Annotated in this window: 15 protein-coding genes and 2 pseudogenes; 7 read left to right on the top strand and 10 right to left on the bottom strand. The window is 70.9% G+C overall.

Translation table 11 applies throughout. From position 1 onward, the window contains the following. Positions 1-46: 46 nt before the first annotated feature. On the bottom strand, positions 47-2,764 hold the full coding sequence (gene acnA, locus ACIRVH_RS00480) for an aconitate hydratase AcnA (protein WP_403947004.1): 2,718 nt from the start codon (positions 2,762-2,764) through the stop codon (positions 47-49). 245 nt (positions 2,765-3,009) lie between these two features. Between acnA and ACIRVH_RS00475 the strand changes: the two genes are divergently transcribed. Both ACIRVH_RS00475 and ACIRVH_RS00470 read left to right on the top strand, forming a co-directional pair. Then, positions 3,010-3,342, top strand: a complete 333-nt coding sequence (locus tag ACIRVH_RS00475) for a hypothetical protein (protein WP_403947002.1) — start codon at positions 3,010-3,012, stop codon at positions 3,340-3,342. Positions 3,343-3,491: 149 nt separating this feature from the next. Continuing rightward, positions 3,492-5,021 (top strand): UDP-N-acetylglucosamine 1-carboxyvinyltransferase, encoded by a 1,530-nt coding sequence (locus ACIRVH_RS00470; RefSeq protein WP_145884138.1) that lies wholly within the window; start codon positions 3,492-3,494, stop codon positions 5,019-5,021. A 340-nt stretch (positions 5,022-5,361) separates the two neighbouring features. Here ACIRVH_RS00470 and ACIRVH_RS00465 read toward each other — a convergent pair. Next, positions 5,362-5,610, bottom strand: a pseudogene (locus ACIRVH_RS00465) (helix-turn-helix domain-containing protein); the annotation flags it as partial. On the opposite strand from ACIRVH_RS00465, the gene ACIRVH_RS00460 reads away from it, so the two are divergent. Continuing rightward, complete coding sequence (locus ACIRVH_RS00460; RefSeq protein ID WP_403947825.1) at positions 5,573-6,034, top strand: hypothetical protein; 462 nt, start codon at positions 5,573-5,575, stop codon at positions 6,032-6,034. The pseudogene ACIRVH_RS00465 and the gene ACIRVH_RS00460 sit on opposite strands and share 38 nt — an antisense overlap. Next, the gene (locus tag ACIRVH_RS00455) at positions 6,031-6,381 is read left to right on the top strand and encodes a hypothetical protein (protein ID WP_403947000.1); all 351 of its coding nucleotides are present in this window, start codon (positions 6,031-6,033) and stop codon (positions 6,379-6,381) included. The genes ACIRVH_RS00460 and ACIRVH_RS00455 overlap by 4 nt, the downstream gene beginning before the upstream one ends. 171 nt (positions 6,382-6,552) lie before the next feature. Here the strand turns inward: ACIRVH_RS00455 and ACIRVH_RS00450 are convergent, their stop codons facing one another. Continuing rightward, positions 6,553-7,320: a methyltransferase domain-containing protein gene (locus ACIRVH_RS00450; protein ID WP_403946998.1), complete on the bottom strand. Its 768-nt coding sequence runs from the start codon at positions 7,318-7,320 to the stop codon at positions 6,553-6,555. A gap of 76 nt (positions 7,321-7,396) precedes the next feature. On the opposite strand from ACIRVH_RS00450, the gene ACIRVH_RS00445 reads away from it, so the two are divergent. The 3 genes from ACIRVH_RS00445 to ACIRVH_RS00435 all read left to right on the top strand — a co-directional run bounded on the left by ACIRVH_RS00445 (position 7,397) and on the right by ACIRVH_RS00435 (position 9,035). After that, positions 7,397-7,804: a MerR family transcriptional regulator gene (locus tag ACIRVH_RS00445; protein ID WP_403946996.1), complete on the top strand. Its 408-nt coding sequence runs from the start codon at positions 7,397-7,399 to the stop codon at positions 7,802-7,804. Positions 7,805-7,892: 88 nt separating this feature from the next. Beyond that, complete coding sequence (locus ACIRVH_RS00440) at positions 7,893-8,690, top strand: VOC family protein (RefSeq protein ID WP_403946994.1); 798 nt, start codon at positions 7,893-7,895, stop codon at positions 8,688-8,690. Between the two features lie 21 nt (positions 8,691-8,711). Continuing rightward, positions 8,712-9,035, top strand: coding sequence for a TfoX/Sxy family protein (locus ACIRVH_RS00435; protein WP_403946992.1), 324 nt, complete (start codon positions 8,712-8,714; stop codon positions 9,033-9,035). A gap of 50 nt (positions 9,036-9,085) precedes the next feature. Here the strand turns inward: ACIRVH_RS00435 and ACIRVH_RS00430 are convergent. The 7 genes and pseudogenes from ACIRVH_RS00430 to ACIRVH_RS00400 form a co-directional block, all read right to left on the bottom strand. After that, positions 9,086-9,250, bottom strand: a pseudogene (locus ACIRVH_RS00430) (cysteine hydrolase); the annotation flags it as partial. Between the two features lie 55 nt (positions 9,251-9,305). Continuing rightward, on the bottom strand, positions 9,306-10,478 hold the full coding sequence (locus ACIRVH_RS00425; RefSeq protein WP_403946990.1) for an MFS transporter: 1,173 nt from the start codon (positions 10,476-10,478) through the stop codon (positions 9,306-9,308). Continuing rightward, positions 10,478-10,981: a GNAT family N-acetyltransferase gene (locus ACIRVH_RS00420; RefSeq protein WP_403946988.1), complete on the bottom strand. Its 504-nt coding sequence runs from the start codon at positions 10,979-10,981 to the stop codon at positions 10,478-10,480. The genes ACIRVH_RS00425 and ACIRVH_RS00420 overlap by 1 nt, the downstream gene beginning before the upstream one ends. Position 10,982: 1 nt before the next feature. Continuing rightward, positions 10,983-12,191, bottom strand: a complete 1,209-nt coding sequence (locus ACIRVH_RS00415; protein ID WP_403946986.1) for a type III PLP-dependent enzyme — start codon at positions 12,189-12,191, stop codon at positions 10,983-10,985. After that, the gene (locus tag ACIRVH_RS00410; protein ID WP_403946984.1) at positions 12,188-13,486 is read right to left on the bottom strand and encodes a DUF6271 family protein; all 1,299 of its coding nucleotides are present in this window, start codon (positions 13,484-13,486) and stop codon (positions 12,188-12,190) included. Before ACIRVH_RS00410 ends, ACIRVH_RS00415 begins: the two co-directional genes overlap by 4 nt. Continuing rightward, complete coding sequence (locus ACIRVH_RS00405) at positions 13,483-14,502, bottom strand: phytanoyl-CoA dioxygenase family protein (RefSeq protein WP_403946982.1); 1,020 nt, start codon at positions 14,500-14,502, stop codon at positions 13,483-13,485. The genes ACIRVH_RS00410 and ACIRVH_RS00405 overlap by 4 nt, the downstream gene beginning before the upstream one ends. Positions 14,503-14,696: 194 nt before the next feature. After that, positions 14,697-16,184 (bottom strand): glycoside hydrolase family 3 protein, encoded by a 1,488-nt coding sequence (locus ACIRVH_RS00400; RefSeq protein ID WP_403946980.1) that lies wholly within the window; start codon positions 16,182-16,184, stop codon positions 14,697-14,699. Positions 16,185-16,191 lie beyond the last annotated feature (7 nt).

The raw sequence follows: 16,191 nt of genomic DNA, 5'->3' as shown, positions 1-16,191 counted from the left end.
ACCCCCGTCACCGGGGATGCGGCCCTGTACCGCCGTGCGCTGCCGCTTACTTGCGGATCAGGTTGCGCAGCACGTACTGCATGATGCCGCCGTTGCGGTAGTAGTCGGCCTCACCGGGGGTGTCGATGCGGACGACCGCGTCGAACTCGACGCCCGTGTCGGTGGTGACCTTGACCGTGCGCGGCGTGGTGCCGTTGTTGAGCTCCTCGACACCGGTGAAGGAGAAGGTCTCCTCGCCGGTCAGACCAAGGGACTCGGCGGACTGGCCCTCCGGGAACTGCAGCGGCAGGACGCCCATGCCGATGAGGTTCGAGCGGTGGATGCGCTCGTACGACTCGGCGATGACGGCCTTGACCCCCAGCAGCGCGGTGCCCTTGGCGGCCCAGTCGCGGGACGAGCCGGAGCCGTACTCCTTGCCGGCCAGGATGGCCAGCGGGATGCCCTGCTCGATGTAGTTGCGGGAGGCGTCGTAGATGAACGACACCGGGCCGTCGGCCTGGGTGAAGTCGCGGGTGTAGCCGCCCTCGGTGCCCGGCGCGATCTGGTTGCGCAGGCGGATGTTGGCGAACGTACCGCGGATCATGACCTCGTGGTTGCCTCGGCGGGAGCCGTAGGAGTTGAAGTCACGACGCTCGACACCGTGCTCGGTCAGGTACTTGCCCGCCGGGGTGTCGGCCTTGATGGCGCCGGCCGGGGAGATGTGGTCGGTGGTGACCGAGTCGCCCAGCTTGGCGAGCACGCGGGCACCGGAGATGTCGCTGACCGGGGCCGGCTCCATGCCCATGCCCTCGAAGTACGGGGGCTTGCGGACGTAGGTCGACTCGGTGTCCCACTCGAAGGTGTTGCCGGTCGGGACCGGGAGGGCCTGCCACTGGGCGTCGCCCGCGAAGACGTCCTGGTAGGACTTGTTGAACATGTCCTCGCCGATGGCGTTGGCCACGACGTCGTTGACCTCGGCCTCGGTCGGCCAGATGTCGGTCAGGTAGACCGGGTTGCCGTCCTGGTCGGTGCCGAGGGCGTCCTTGGTGATGTCCACCTTCATGGAGCCCGCGAGGGCGTACGCGACGACCAGCGGCGGGGAGGCCAGGTAGTTCATCTTGACGTCGGGGTTGATCCGGCCCTCGAAGTTCCGGTTGCCGGAGAGGACCGAGGTGACGGCGAGGTCGTGGTCGTTGACGGCCTTGGAGACCTCCTCCGGCAGCGGGCCGGAGTTGCCGATGCAGGTGGTGCAGCCGTAGCCGACGAGGTTGAAGCCGACCTTGTCGAGGTACGGGGTGAGGCCCGCCTTGTCGAAGTAGTCGGTGACGACCTTCGAGCCCGGGGCGAGGGTGGTCTTGACCCACGGCTTGCGGGTCAGGCCCTTCTCGACCGCCTTCTTGGCCACCAGGGCGGCGGCGACCATGACGTACGGGTTCGAGGTGTTGGTGCAGGAGGTGATGGCCGCGACCGTCACCGCACCGTGGTCGATGGTGTAGGTCGTGCCGTCGGGGGCCGTGACCTGGACCGGGTTGGACGGCGCGCCGTTCGGGTGGACGGCCGGGGCGTCGGAGGCCGGGAAGGACTCCTGGCCCGCCTCGTCGGCGGTGGTGACGTAGTTCAGGACGTCGGTCTTGAACTGCTCGGCCGCGTTGGCGAGGACGATGCGGTCCTGCGGGCGCTTCGGGCCGGCGATGGACGGGACGACCGTCGACAGGTCCAGCTCGAGCTTCTCGGAGAAGTCCGGCTCGGCCTTCGGGTCCAGCCAGAGGCCCTGCTGCTTGGCGTACGCCTCGACGAGCGCGACCTGCTGCTCGGGGCGGCCGGTCAGGCGCAGGTAGTTCAGGGTCTCGTCGTCGATCGGGAAGATCGCGGCGGTGGAGCCGAACTCCGGCGACATGTTGCCGATGGTGGCGCGATTGGCCAGGGAGGTGGCGGCCACACCCTCGCCGTAGAACTCGACGAACTTGCCGACCACACCGTGCTTGCGGAGCATCTCGGTGATGGTGAGCACGAGGTCGGTGGCGGTGGTGCCGGGCGTGAGCTCACCGGTGAGCTTGAAGCCCACGACGCGCGGGATGAGCATGGAGACCGGCTGGCCGAGCATCGCGGCCTCGGCCTCGATGCCGCCGACGCCCCAGCCCAGCACACCGAGGCCGTTGACCATCGTGGTGTGCGAGTCGGTGCCGACCAGGGTGTCCGGGTAGGCCTGCCCGTTGCGCACCATGACGGTACGCGCGAGGTGCTCGATGTTGACCTGGTGGACGATGCCGGTGCCCGGCGGGACGACCTTGAACTCGTCGAAGGCGGTCTGGCCCCAGCGCAGGAACTGGTAGCGCTCCTTGTTGCGGCCGTACTCCAGCTCGACGTTCTGCTTGAAGGCGTCGTTCGTGCCGAACTTGTCGGCGATGACGGAGTGGTCGATGACCAGCTCGGCCGGCGCCAGCGGGTTGATCTTCGCCGGGTCGCCGCCCAGCTCCTTCACGGCCTCACGCATGGTCGCGAGGTCCACGACACAGGGCACGCCGGTGAAGTCCTGCATGATCACGCGGGCCGGCGTGAACTGGATCTCCTGCGAGGGCTGGGCCTGCGAGTCCCAGCTGCCGAGGGCGCGGATGTGGTCGGCGGTGATGTTCGCGCCGTCCTCCGTGCGGAGCAGGTTCTCCAGCAGGACCTTCAGGCTGTAGGGAAGGCGAGCGGAGCCCTCGACCTTGTCCAGCCGGAAGATCTCGTACGACTCGTCGCCCACCTGCAGCGTGCTGCGGGCGTCGAAGCTGTTCGCCGACACGACAGTCTCCTTCATTGATGTGCGCGTACCACCGCAATCCTGCCGCCACGTCGTCTTGGCCGATCCGCTAAGGTAAGGCTAAGTTAGGTCACCCTTACTGGGGTGGCGGCTGCGGTGCGCCTCGGCAGATATCTCGATGTCGAGATAACTCTAGTACATGGGGGCTGGCTGGTCATGTCCGGCCGGGCCCGGCCCTGCCGTTTTTCGGTGGCGTCGACCACAGGGCGATGGGCGAAGATCGCCACATGCCACTCGATACCGCACTGATCGGCCACTGGGACAGCTCCCCCTTCGACTACGGAGTGATGGAGGCGTCGGAGCTGGCGTTCCTCGACGGCGGGCGGGGCACCGGCACGCTGGCCAACGCCCTCGGGGAGGACGTCACGGAGTTCGCGTGGCACTGCCCGGAGCCGGGAGTGCTGGAGGTGCACGACGAGCACGGCGGCGTCGAGCGGGTCCGTTACGTCGTCGCGCCCGCCGTGCCGGTGCACGCGACGGACCCCGTGCCGACGGTCCGCTTCGAACCGGCACTGCTCTTCGCCCGGGAGTACGCGAGGATTTGTGCTGCAACCGTGTGATTGTGAGCAATACCAGGACAGTGGACAAGTACCGGGCGAATCCCCCACATAGTCCCATATAACCCGCATCTTCGCTGGTCATTGACGTCCCGTCACCCGAATGGGCCCCCCAACAGGCGCCATCTCATATCTGAGATAGCCTCAACCTCATGGCAGACGACTACCTCGTACGCATCGGCAAGCTCATCCGTGACGCCCGGCAACACCGTGGCTGGACACAGACGCAGCTCGCGGAGGCCCTCGGCACCAGCCAGAGCGCGGTCAATCGCATCGAGCGCGGGAACCAGAACATCAGCCTTGAGATGATCGCCCGCATCGGTGAGGCCCTCGACAGCGAGATCGTGTCCCTGGGCTACGCGGGTCCGATGCACCTGCGGGTGGTCGGCGGCCGTCGGCTCTCCGGCGCCATCGACGTGAAGACCAGCAAGAACGCGTGCGTCGCCCTGCTGTGCGCCTCGCTGCTGAACAAGGGGCGCACGGTGCTGCGCCGGGTGGCCCGGATCGAGGAGGTGTACCGCCTGCTGGAGGTGCTCAACTCCATCGGCGTGCGCACCCGCTGGATCAACGACGGGGTCGACCTGGAACTGGTGCCGCCGGCCGAGCTGGAGATGGCGGCGATCGACGCGGAGGCGGCCGTCCGCACCCGCTCGATCATCATGTTCCTGGGCCCGCTGCTGCACCGCATGGACGCCTTCAAGCTGCCGTACGCCGGTGGTTGCGACCTCGGCACGCGGACCATCGAGCCGCACATGATCGCGCTGCGGCGGTTCGGTCTGGACATCGCGGCCACCGAGGGTCAGTACCACGCGCAGGTCGACCGGACGGTCCGCCCCGACCGTCCGATCGTGCTGACCGAGCGCGGCGACACCGTGACCGAGAACGCGCTGCTGGCCGCCGCCCGGCACGACGGCGTGACGGTCATCCGCAACGCCTCCTCCAACTACATGGTCCAGGACCTCTGCTTCTTCCTGGAGGCGCTGGGCGTCAAGGTCGAGGGCATCGGCACCACCACGCTCACCGTCCACGGCGTGCCGAACATCGACGTCGACGTCGACTACTCCCCCTCCGAGGACCCGGTCGAGGCGATGAGCCTGCTGGCCGCCGCGGTCGTCACGGAGTCGGAACTGACCGTCCGCCGCGTCCCCATCGAATTCCTGGAGATCGAGCTCGCGGTCCTGGAGGAGATGGGCCTCGACCACGACCGCAGCCCCGAGTACTTCGCGGACAACGGCCGCACCCGGCTGGTGGACCTCACCGTCCGGCCCTCCAAGCTGGAGGCGCCCATCGACAAGATCCACCCCATGCCCTTCCCGGGCCTGAACATCGACAACGTCCCCTTCTTCGCGGCCATCGCGGCGGTCGCGCAGGGACAGACGCTGATCCACGACTGGGTCTACGACAACCGCGCGATCTACCTGACCGACCTCAACCGCCTCGGCGGCCGTCTGCAGTTGCTCGACCCGCACCGGGTCCTGGTCGAGGGCCCGACCCGCTGGCGCGCCGCCGAGATGATGTGCCCGCCCGCGCTGCGGCCCGCCGTGGTCGTCCTGCTGGCGATGATGGCGGCGGAGGGCACCTCCGTGCTGCGCAACGTGTACGTCATCAACCGGGGTTACGAGGACCTCGCCGAGCGCCTGAACTCGATCGGGGCGCAGATCGAGATCTTCCGGGACATCTGAGCGCGCTTCGGCGGAACGCCGCCGCACCTTGGCCGACCTGCGTGAGTGCGGGCCTTGCCGGGGTGCGGCGGCGCCTGTGGGACTTGCCGGGATCTTGGACCTGACCCGGAGCGCTCCCGCTCGGACCGGTCTACACGGCGATGTGTCACGGCTACACCGACGCCGAGTACACCCGTATCCGCGCGAACCTCGCCGGAGCACTCGCACGCGAAAGCCCCTGCAACTCCGCGCTGATGCTTGCCGCTTGGAAGTCAGAGGCCTGGCTCTTACTCTTCCCGGACGCCTGCCCCGCCGCCCACTCCAACCGGAAGGTGCCCGCGCAGCTCCAGGGCCGCGACAACCGAGGCGGCGGCGCCCGCCCCCCCTGCTCGTACGCCCCGATCATCGACGGCGAGTACCCCCTCCGCGACCCGAACTCGGCGCGCTCCAGTCCTGCCCGTAATCGGAACCGCTTCAGTTGCCGGCCGAACATCCGGATGGGCTCAGGCGGCTCACCCTCGCCCCTAGAGGCAGAAGCCTTGGCCGCCGCCCCGCTCCACGCACGAAGGCCCGTGCAGCCACCGGTGCCGCCCGAGATGGTCGCCGGCATCGCCTGGCAGGAGGTCGAAGGCGACCCCGGCTGGCTCGACGACGTAGCCTTCGAAGGACGGCAGATCCTTCCCGGACAAGAGGACCCCGACGACACTTCGATGGGTCCGCTGTCCATCCAGGTGCGCCGCGCCGCCGAGGTGCTCGGCTACGACCCGCACCACCTCACCGACATCCAGCGGGACGTCGTCGTGGGCGCCGTCAAGGACCCGTCGAAGAACATTTTCATCGCCTCGGAGTACCTGGCCCAGCTCAAGGCGGAGAGCGGTTTCGCCGACGTACCGCCGGAGCAGATGACCCGAGCCCAAATGCAGGAACTGGCCGCCCGCTACAACGGCGGACCCTACTACGAGGACCCGGACGCCCAGGGTTACGGTCGGGGCTTCGACAGGAAATTGGACGACGCGAAAGAGGCGCTGCGGTGAGCTCAGGCGCAGATGCGACCACCGAGGTAAGCGAGAGTCGACGGCCAGGGGTCTCCAGCCGGATCGGCACCGGTGTGTGCGCGGTCGTCCTCGCCCTTGCAACCTTGGTCACCGGCTACGTCGTGCTCACGGCTTTCATGGTCGAGCCAGACGGCCCCTGGGACCGACAGGCCGTCACCAACTCTCATGTCGCGGCCGTCGTCGGCTTGGCCTTCTGCTGTGTGATGGCACTGCTGACGTGGGTATTCGTCAAGGGCGCGTGGCTCCGCAGGTGGTGGTACGCCGTCCCCTTGTTGCTGGCAATCGCCGCACTGCTGCGGCTGACCGTGTTGGCGCCCAATCTCTGATCACACGTCTCTGACGAATCAGCGGCCCCCTCGCCACGCGGACCGTGACCTGCGATGACACGGTGGTCGTCGTGACGCCTCCCCGCCAGACTCTGCTGCTCAGCCGACGAAGAACCCCGGTGGCACTGACTCGCCTACATCAAAAACGGATCCCGTACGAGTGCCAGTTCACTATGGTGCGGTCGCCGCGGCCATGAACATGGGCAGGGCCAGGAAGAGGCGGTCGGCCGCGGCCCGCGCGCGCTGTTCTTCGAGCCAGGTGTCCGCCTGGCCGCGAGTGACGGCGGCGGTGGAGCAGGCGCCTTCGGCGAGCCCGGTGAGAAGGGGCAACGCCGCCGGTCCGTTGAGGATGCCGGTGTGCACCTCGACCGTCACGTCGGTGAAGCCGGCGTCCAGGAGCAGGGTGCGGTACCGGCGGGCTGCGCGGGGGGCGATGGTCAGGTCTGCGCGGGCGTGCACGATGGTGCGGGTGAGGGACGGATCGGCGGAGTCGACGACGATGGTGTCCCAGTCCTGGCCGACCAGCACGATCCGCCCTCCGGGCGCGAGAACCCTGCCTGCCTCCGCCAGTGCCCGCTCCGGCTCGGCCAGTTCATGGAACACCTTGTCGGCCCGGTACCCGTCCACCGAGGCACCGGCCAGCGGCAGTGCATACGCCTGCGCCACCCGGAAGTCCGCGTCGGGCCACCGGCCGTGCGCGATGGCGATCATCCGCTCGCTCGCGTCCACGCCGACGGCCTGCACGCCGCGTCCGGCCAGCTCCGCGACCGCACGTCCGGCACCGCAGCCCACGTCCACCGCGGATGTTCCCGGTTCGGCGCCGAGCAAGTCGTAGGACCGGGCCCGCAGTTCGCCTGCGCCCGGCAGCCGGTCGGCGGCGTCGAGCAGCGCGACGAGGCCGTCCGTCGCCTGGTGTGTCTGGTCCGTCTTCCTGGTCATGCGCGCCAGACTGCGACTTAATGTCGGCATGAAGTCAAGCGAACACAGGACGTCTCGCGGCAGCGAGCTCGAAGCGATGAGCATCGGTGCCCTCGCGCGACGCTTCGGTCTGGCCACGCACGTCCTGCGGCACTGGGAGGCGATGGGGCTGCTCACGCCCGCACGCGACGCCGCCGGCCGCCGCCGCTACGGGAGCGCCGACCTCACGCGCGTCGCGGTCATCCTGCGTGCCAAGGAGGCAGGGCTCTCCCTCGACACCATCCGCACGCTGACCGGCGCTGCCGACCCCGCCGAGCGCCGGGACATCCTGCGTGCGGAGGCCGAGGCGCTTCGCTCCCGTATCGCGGCCGCGCAGGCATCCCTCGAACTGGTCGAGTGCGCCCTCGGCTGCGGACAGGAGGATTTCACCCGCTGCGCCCACTTCCGGCAGATGGTGGCAGATCGGATCGGCAGGCACGACGCGATCCACATCCCCGTTCCGTGACGGGGCGCCGTAGCCCGGTCGGCGGGCGGTTGTCAGTGGCCGGTGTCACGCTGGGGGCACACAGGATCCACGGAAGGCGGCCATCGCGATGATCACCACGGACTTCGCCCCCGGTTCCCCCTGTTGGCTCGACCTCGGCGCTCCCGACGTCCCTGCCGCCGCGGCCTTCTACGGCGCCGTGCTCGGGTGGGAGTACGAGTCCATGGGCGAGGGGGAGGACATGGAAGGCGGCATGTTCCGGAGGGACGGCAAGGTCGTCGCCGGGCTCGGCAAGCTCACCGAGGAGGGGGCGCGCTCCGCCTGGATGATCTACTACAGCGTCACCGACGCGGACGCCACGACCCAGGCCGTGGAGCGTGCGGGCGTCACGGTGCGGGTGGCCCCGACGGACCTCGGCGACTGGGGCCGGATGGCGCAGTACAGCGACCCCCTGGGGGGCCAGTTCGCCGTCTGGCAGCCCGGGACGGACAAGGGCGTCGAGCTGGTGGACCAGCCGGGCTCACTGTCCTGGACCGAGCTGTTCACGAGCGACGCCGCGGCCGCGAAGGAGTTCTACGGCGGTGTCTTCGGCTGGCAGTTCAGCGACATGAAGCTGCCCGGCGACCCGGGCACGTACTCTCTCATCACCCCCGCCGGGCTTCCCGAGGACCGCATGCAGGGCGGCCTCATGGAGCTCCCCGCGGAGCATCTCGGCCTGGCGCAGGGACGGCCGTACTGGCACCCGGTCTTCCATGTGGCCGACTGTGACACCGCGGTCGCCGCGGTCACCGAGAACGGCGGCAGCGTGCAGATGGGGCCCGAGGACGTGGCGGGCATCGGCAGGCTGGCCATCTGTCTGGACCCGTCGAACGCCGACTTCGTGGTGCTCACCCCGGCCCGGAGCTGAGCCGCAGCAAGGAGGCGTCCGATGGTCTACGACGAGGGGCTGGCCGAGCGGATCCGCGAGCAGCTCGGTGCTGACCCCGACATCGCCGAGAAGCGCATGTTCGGCGGGATCGCGTTCCTGTACCGGGGCAACATGGCCGTCGGCGTGACCGGCGACGACCTCATGGTCCGGGTCGGCCCGGACGCCACCGACGTGGCCCTGGCCCGGCCGGGGGCTCGGCTCTTCGACATGACGGGCCGGCCGATGCGCGGCTGGGTCGCGGGCTCGGCCGTCGCGGAGGACGACGTCCTGGGCGAGTGGATCGACGAGGGACGCGCCTTCGCGGCAGGCCTGCCGCCCAAGTAGGGGTGCGAGTCGTTTCACCGGGAGGCCGGTGGGGTGGCCCGGGTTCAGCAGGCCCGGGCGAGGAGGTCGGCGACGGCTTCGAGGGCCTCCTGCCAACCCTTCAGCCCCATCACGCCACGGGTGTAGCTGTTCTGGTAGTCGATCAGGATCAGCGTGGCGTCGGCCGGCGAGGCCGGGGTCTGGTCGAGTCCGTTGAGTTCACGCGGGCTCGACACGACGCCGACGGAGTACCGGAGCCGGTTCCGGCACTCCGTCCAGTACGCGGGCACGTCACCCGGCCGGCACCGGGACCCGGTCCCGCCACGGGATCCGGGTGGCGGCCAGGGTGACGATCAGGGCCGAGGCCGCGACCGTGGCCATGCCCAGGGTCAGACCGCCCGCGACCGCGACGAAGCCGATCACGGCCGGGCCGGCCAGCAGTCCCGTCGTCCCCATCGCGGCGACCAGGGACAGCGCGTCCGAGCCGCGTTCGGCGGCGGCGACGTACACGCACGGCGTCACGGCGGCCGCGCCGAGTCCGACGCAGGCGAACCCGAGCAGGGTGGGCACCACCCCGCCCGCCGGCAGGGCCAGGGCCAGGCCGAGGCCGGCCACGGCGCTGCCGGTGCGCACCACGCGTCCGTCGCCCCAGCGGCTGCGCCAGCGGTCCGCGCGCACCCGGGCGAGCAGCATCATGACCGAGACGACGGCGATGCCCAGCGGCGCCACCGTCGAGGAGGCCTTGACGACGTCCCGCATGTAGAGGGTCGACCAGTCGTTCATGGCGCCCTCGGTGATGGTGCCGAACGCCATGGCGCAGCCCATCAGCAGGGTCTTTCCGGACGGCAGGGTCAGGTGTGCGCGCTGTTTCGGTGCCGTCTCCGGGTCGGCGGGCCCGGATTCCGGGTGCGGGAGGAGGCCGGGGCGCGCGTAGCCCAGCAGGAGCAGCAACAGCGCCGCGGCCACCGCGAAGTGGGCCGGAACGGACGCCGTCGCGGCGGTGATGCCGGAGGCCAGCAGGGCGGCGGCGAGCAGGCCCGCGCTGAACGTGGCGTGCAGCTGGGACATGGCGGTGCGGCCGTACGCCGTCTCCAGGGCGGCGCCCTGGGCGTTCATGGCGACGTTCAGGCAGCCGACGGCGACACCGTCACCGCAGATGACCAGCAGGGCGAGCGGGTAGTTCGGCACCACCGAGAGGGCCGCCAGCAGCGCCACCAGGCACAGCGCGGAGGCGAGGGACAGCCGCCGGGAGCCGAGCCTGCGCATCAGGACGGCGACGAGCGGGAAGGAGGCCGCCGCGCCCGCGCCGCAGGCCATCAACAGCAGCCCCAGTTCCCCGGCGCCCAGGTCCAGTCTGGTCTTCAGGGCGGGCAGCCGGGCGGCCCAGGTGGCGTACTGGAGGCCGAGGAAGCAGAACAGCGCCGCGATCGCCCACTTGGCACGGCGGAAGTCGGAGTACTCCATCAGCTCGCCTCCTGGTACGCGGCCACCCGGGCCGACATGTACACCGCGTCGCTGCCGTAGCTCGACGGCAGCCGGGCCTCGCGGTGCGCCCGGTAGCCGTTGGCCCGCCAGAAGGGCTCCTTGCCACCGACCGCGATCAGCGACATGGTCCGGAAGCCGCGGGCGCCGGCCGCGTCCGTCAGGTGGCGCACCAGCCGGCTGCCCAGCCCCCTGCGCCGCAGCGGCGCGCTGACGACGAGGTCGTGCAGGTGGAGGTTGGCCGAGTGATGGGTCACGGGCTCCGGCCGGGTCAGGTCCGGGTAGCGGAACATCGGGTACGGCAGGGCCAGGACGTAGCCCGCGATCCGGCCGTCGAGGTCCAGGACGAAGCAGGTGCCCGCCGCGGCCCGGGACCGCAACGCGGCCTCGCCCTCCGTCAGCGCGGTGTCCGCGTACGCCGCGGCCTCCAGGGCGGCGACCTGGGGCCAGTCGGTCTCGGTGATGTCCCGTACGAGGTCTCTCATCTCAGTGTCGTCCTTCCGGGCCGCGGGTGCAGACGCACGGCAGCGGGCGGATGCCGTTGAAGCCCTGGGTCGTGTAGCTGGTGGCGTAGGCGCCGGCGGACAGGATCCAGACCGGGTCGCCGGAGGCGAGATCCCGGGGGACGCGCACCGGGTGCCGGCCGCCGCCGTAGGCGTCGTCGCTGTCGCAGGTCGGCCCCGCGACGACGGCACAGACGTACTCGCCGTCGCCCTCCGAGTCGTCCTCGTCGGCCTGGCCGGGAAAGACCAGCCGGTAGCTCAACTGGTCCATCTCGTAGAGGCCGTTGAACTTTCCGACGCTCAGGTACAGCCAGCGGGCGTGCGTCCCGTCCGGCTGCGCTCGCCCCGTCAGCCGGTACACATGGGCGCGGACCGCACCATGGTCGGCGACCAGGTGCCGCCCCGGTTCCAGGACGAAGCCGAGCGGGGCGGCGGTGAGGCCGCTCAGGCGCTCCATGCCCTCCCGGATCACGGTGAAGATCTTGTCGAGGGGCGGGTCGAGGGGGTTGCCGTGGCGGTCGAGGTAGCCGAGCGCGGGCAGGCCGCCACCGAGGTTGACGTGGTCCGGTACGACCCCACGCCCCTCCAGTGTCACCAGCACCTCGGCGATGGAGTCGAGGGCCTGTTGCCAGGCCTCGCCCGTCAGCTGCTGCGAGCCGACGTGCACGGACAGGCCGGCCGGCACGAGTCCGCACGCGCGAGCCGTGGTGAGAACCTCGACGGCGTCCTCGGCCGAGCAGCCGAACTTGCGGCTCAGGCCCCACAGGGCGCCGTCCCCGCTGGTGGCGAGGCGGCAGAACACCCGGGCGCCGGGGGCGTGTTCGGCGATGGCCCGGACGTCCTGCACGCTGTCGGTGGCGAAGGTGCGCACGCCGAGCCGGTGGGCCGCGGCGATGTCCGTGTCGGACTTGACGGTGTTGCCGTAGTGGATCCGGTCCACGGGCACGCCGGTGTGCAGGGCCTGGACGATCTCGGCGGGGCCGGCCGCGTCGAAGCCGGCGCCGCGGTCCGCGAGGCACCGCAGCACCTCGTCCACGGGGCAGGCCTTCAGGGCGAAACGGACCTGGACGCCCGGCAGTTCGGCCAGCAGCCGGTCGTACTGGGCCTCGATGCCGTCGAGGTCGTAGACGATGCGGTCCGCCGGGGCGGCGGCCAGTGCGGCGGCCAGCCGCGAGCTGATCTCCACGCTCACCAGCCCTCGTGTCCGGCCGCCTCGACCAGCTGCGGCCAGGCTTCGGTCATCAGGGCGAAGTCCTCGATGTCCCGGCGGGCCTCGGCCAGCAACTGCAGGCGGCGCCCGGCCAGTAGCTCGGCGAACTCCTCGTAGCGGCCGCCCAGTTTGCGGTAGGCGGTGTCGACGCGGTCCAGGCGCCACACGTTCTCGGCGTGGTCCAGGGCGGCGCTCTCACGCAGGAACTCCACGATCCGGTCGGCCCGTACGTGCTGCCGGTCGTCGAGGAGCCGGGCGCCCTCGGCGGCCATCCGGTCGTAGACGTGGTGGAAGTAGTGCATCGACAGCAGGAACTTCACGAACCGGGTCTGGTAGGCCAGGAAGCCCGCGTCGGTACGGCGTTCGGGGGTGTAGAAGTTCTCGATGTGCCGGTTGTGCAGGATGCCGGGGAGCGTGGCGTCGTGGACGAGGTGGATGAGGAAGTAGTCGCTGCCGATGGTGTCGGTGGCCGGGGGCAGCGGAATCCGCTCGTACACGTCGCGGTGGAAGGCGATGTTGCACATGTCGACCCGCATCGGGTCCACGAGGGTCAGTGTGGCGTGGTCGCCGGCGAAAGGGGCGGTGCCCGCTCCGGTGAAGGACTCCTCGACCAGCTGCCGCCGGTCCTCCGGTGACGAGTCGGCGGGCGCCCACAGGCCGACCACGTCGTGGTAGACGCCCTCGTCCAGGCGCCGTATCTCCGCTATGTCGACGGAGAGTTCACCGATGAAGGAGGCACCGGCCAGCGACACCGGACGCTCCGTGTGCGCCGGGTCGAGGTCCGTGCGGGTGACGGAGGACGAGGCCTGCGCGGCGGGCCTGCCCAGCCACGGGAGTTCGTGGTGGACGGGGAAGACCTGCTCTGCGTCCAGGAGTTGGTAGGTGCTGTCGGAGTCCCTGCGGTGCACCGAGTGACAGCCGAGGGCGGAGGCCAGCAGGAAGGCGCGGTCGGTGCAGGAGCCGTAGGAGACACCGGCGGGGAGCAGGAGTGCGAGCACCCGGTCCGGGTCGGGCACGCCGGCCCGCCGGATCACCCGGCGCAGGAAGTCGCGCTGCGGGTCCTCGCCGAGGTGGTGCACGGTGACGTTCGCCGCCGGGGGCAGTGCCGCCGCGACGCGGGCGTGCTCGGCGCGGGTGTAGTCGTCCGAGGAGTCGAGGATCAGGAGCTGGACGTCCGCGCCGAACCGCTCGGCGGCGTAGGCGGCTTCCCGGTGGATCGCGGTGATGGTGGCGGAGCAGGCCCGGTTGGTGGGCAGGCACAGGCAGATCCGGTTCACCGCGCCGCCCAGGGGTCGAGGCCCAGCAGCTTGCGGCCCAGGTCGTCCAGTTCGGCGGGGCCGTACCGGAGCGCCTCCGGCCTGCGCGCGTCGCCGAGCAGGGTGCCGTTCCAGTCGGGGGTGCCGAGCGTGCGCCAGGACTCGACGCGCGACCTCCGCAGCTCCCTGTGCTCCTCCAGGGCGGGCATCATCGACAGGTACTGGACGGCCCGGACAGCGCCCGCGGAGTGGTTCGGTGCCACGCCGTGCGCCAGCAGCCCGTTGAAGATCAGCAGGTCGCCGGCCTGGAGGTCGGGGCGGACCACGGGGAACGCGGCGCGGTCGACCGCGGGCCGGATCGGGTCGCGGCCGGCCGGCTGGGCGATGCGCCACTCCTCGAAGCGGTGGAACAGCTCCGGTGCGCACTGGAAGCCGCCGAGTTCGGGCCGGGTGTCGCCCAGGGCGATGATGCCCTGGACCCGCTGCGGCAGCACGGCGAGGGTGGTGTCGACGTCCCAGTGCAGCTCGATGTCGAAGCCCTCGTCGGTCGGCTCGATCAGGGAGCGCGAACGGGTGCGGATGTTGGGCGGGTTGAGGTTGAGCCGGTCCAGGGTGACCCACAGCTCCTCGCAGTCCCACACGTCCACGAAGGCGTCGTAGACGCGCTGCGCCTGGCGGCTGTCCCAGATCAGCTGGTGGTGGTACGCCTCCACGAAGCCGTAGATGAACAGGTGCTGGTCGAGTTCGGAGCGGAACTCCGGTTCCTCGTACCAGGTTTCGGGGCGGTCGGGGTCGAGGCCCTGGAAGTCCCAGGCGAATTCGAGCAGGCTCTTCGCCTCGCCGGGGGTGATGGCCTCCCGGACGACGACATAGCCGTACGTCTGCCAGAAGGCGAAGTCCTCCTCGGACAGCACCCGCAGGGGGCGGGACTTCTCGAGGTCGCGCAGGGGGGTCGGGGCGAGGTACGTCTCGCCGTCCGCGCTGAAGTAGGGGCGGCCGGACGCCGCTCGGTGGAGGTAGGGGGTGGGCTTGTGCATGCCGTCACTCCGTGGTGATCGAACTGAAGCGCCCTCCCAAGCTGGACTAGACCAATTGGGGGTGTCAACGATTACCGGTCGGTACCCCCGTCAAAGTGCCGCCCAACTGCCGCCCGAATGCCGCCGGTTGGACAAAGCAGAGGCCGACACCGGTGAGGCTTCCGGTGCCGGCCTGAGCGGGTGACGTGTGAGGTTCAGCCTCTGACGACCGCCTCCGCCGCCGCGATCCCGCAGACGCGGGCCGCGCCGTGGGTGGCGATGTGCAGGGCGCCGCGCGGCGGGGCCTGCGGTACGCCCATCTCGACCACGACGGTGTCCGGCCGGGCCGTGAGCAGCGTGTCGAGGGCGGATCCCATCCAGGCGTGCCGGTGCTCGTCGCGGACCACGGCGACGACCCGGCGCCCGGCCGCGGCCGCGAGCGCCTCCCGGCCCGCGTCGGGCCCGCTGGAGGAGCCGGCGGTGCTGCCCGGCAGCAGCCGCAGCAGCTCGGCGGCCACGCCCCAGGGAGTCTCGTCGCCGACGGCGATGTTCGGGGCCGGGTTGAACCGGGCGACATGGACGGGCTCGGTGACCGGCGCGGCCGAGCCGTGACGGCTCACCGTGAGGGCTCGGCGGGCAGCGACGAGCCCGATCTCCGGTTCGGGTACGACGGTTTCGGCGTCCTTCTTGGTCTCGGCCGTCCATCGCGCCAGCGCCCGCACCCGGGCGGCCGCGTCGGCCAGGCGCTCCTCGGGCAGCTCGCCGGAGCGTACGGCGGCCACGAGCGCGTCCCGCAGCTTCAGCACGGTCGTCTCGTCGCACAGGCCGCCGCCGACGCAGATCGCGTCCGCGCCCGCCGCGATCGCGAGGACCACGCCGTGCTCCAGGCCGTACGTCCCGGAGATGGCGCGCATCTCCATGCCGTCCGTGACGATCAGGCCCTGGTAGCCGAGTTCGCCGCGGAGCAGCTCGGTGAGGATGCGCCGGGAGAGGGTGCCGGGGCGGTCCGGGTCGAGGGCGGGGACGAGGATGTGCGCGCTCATCACGGCCCGGGTGCCGGCCGCGATGGCGGCGCGGAAGGGCGGCAGTTCGCGTGCGTACAGCGTCTCCGCGTCCACGTCGATCCGCGGGACCGCGTGGTGGGAGTCGACGTTGGTGTCGCCGTGCCCCGGGAAGTGCTTGGTGCACGCGGCGACGCCGGTGGACTGCAGGCCCTCGACCCAGGCGGCGGTGTGCCGGGCCACCAGCGCGGTGTCCGCGCCGAAGGCCCGCACGCCGATGACGGGGTTGTCGGGGTTGGCGTTGACGTCGGCGGACGGCGCCCAGTCGAAGTTGACGCCGCAGGCGGCCAGCCGCCGGCCCAGCTCCCGGGCCACGCCCCGGGTGAGGCCCGGGTCGTCGACGGCACCGAGGGCGTGGTTGCCGGGGAAGGAGGAGCCGGTGCGCACGTCCAGGCGGGTGACGTCGCCGCTCTCCTCGTCGATGGCGACCAGCAGGTCGTCCCGCTCGGCGCGCAGCTCGGCGGTGAGTGCGGTGACCTGCTCCTCGGTGACGACGTTGCGCCCGAACAGGGCGACGGAGGCGAGTCCTTCGCCGAGGCGGCGGCGCACCCAGTCCGGCGTGGTGGTGCCGTCGAATCCCGGCTGCAGCACCGCGAGGGCGTCCCGGGTGAGGGTGTCTGAGCCAGTGGCGAGCGTTGTCATCGGCGGT

It is taken from the genome of Streptomyces sp. NPDC101165, from assembly GCF_044768135.1.
In the GTDB taxonomy this organism is placed as follows: domain Bacteria; phylum Actinomycetota; class Actinomycetes; order Streptomycetales; family Streptomycetaceae; genus Streptomyces.
The sequence above is the reverse complement of the archived record's forward strand: the minus strand, read 5'-3'. Positions and strand labels throughout refer to the sequence as shown.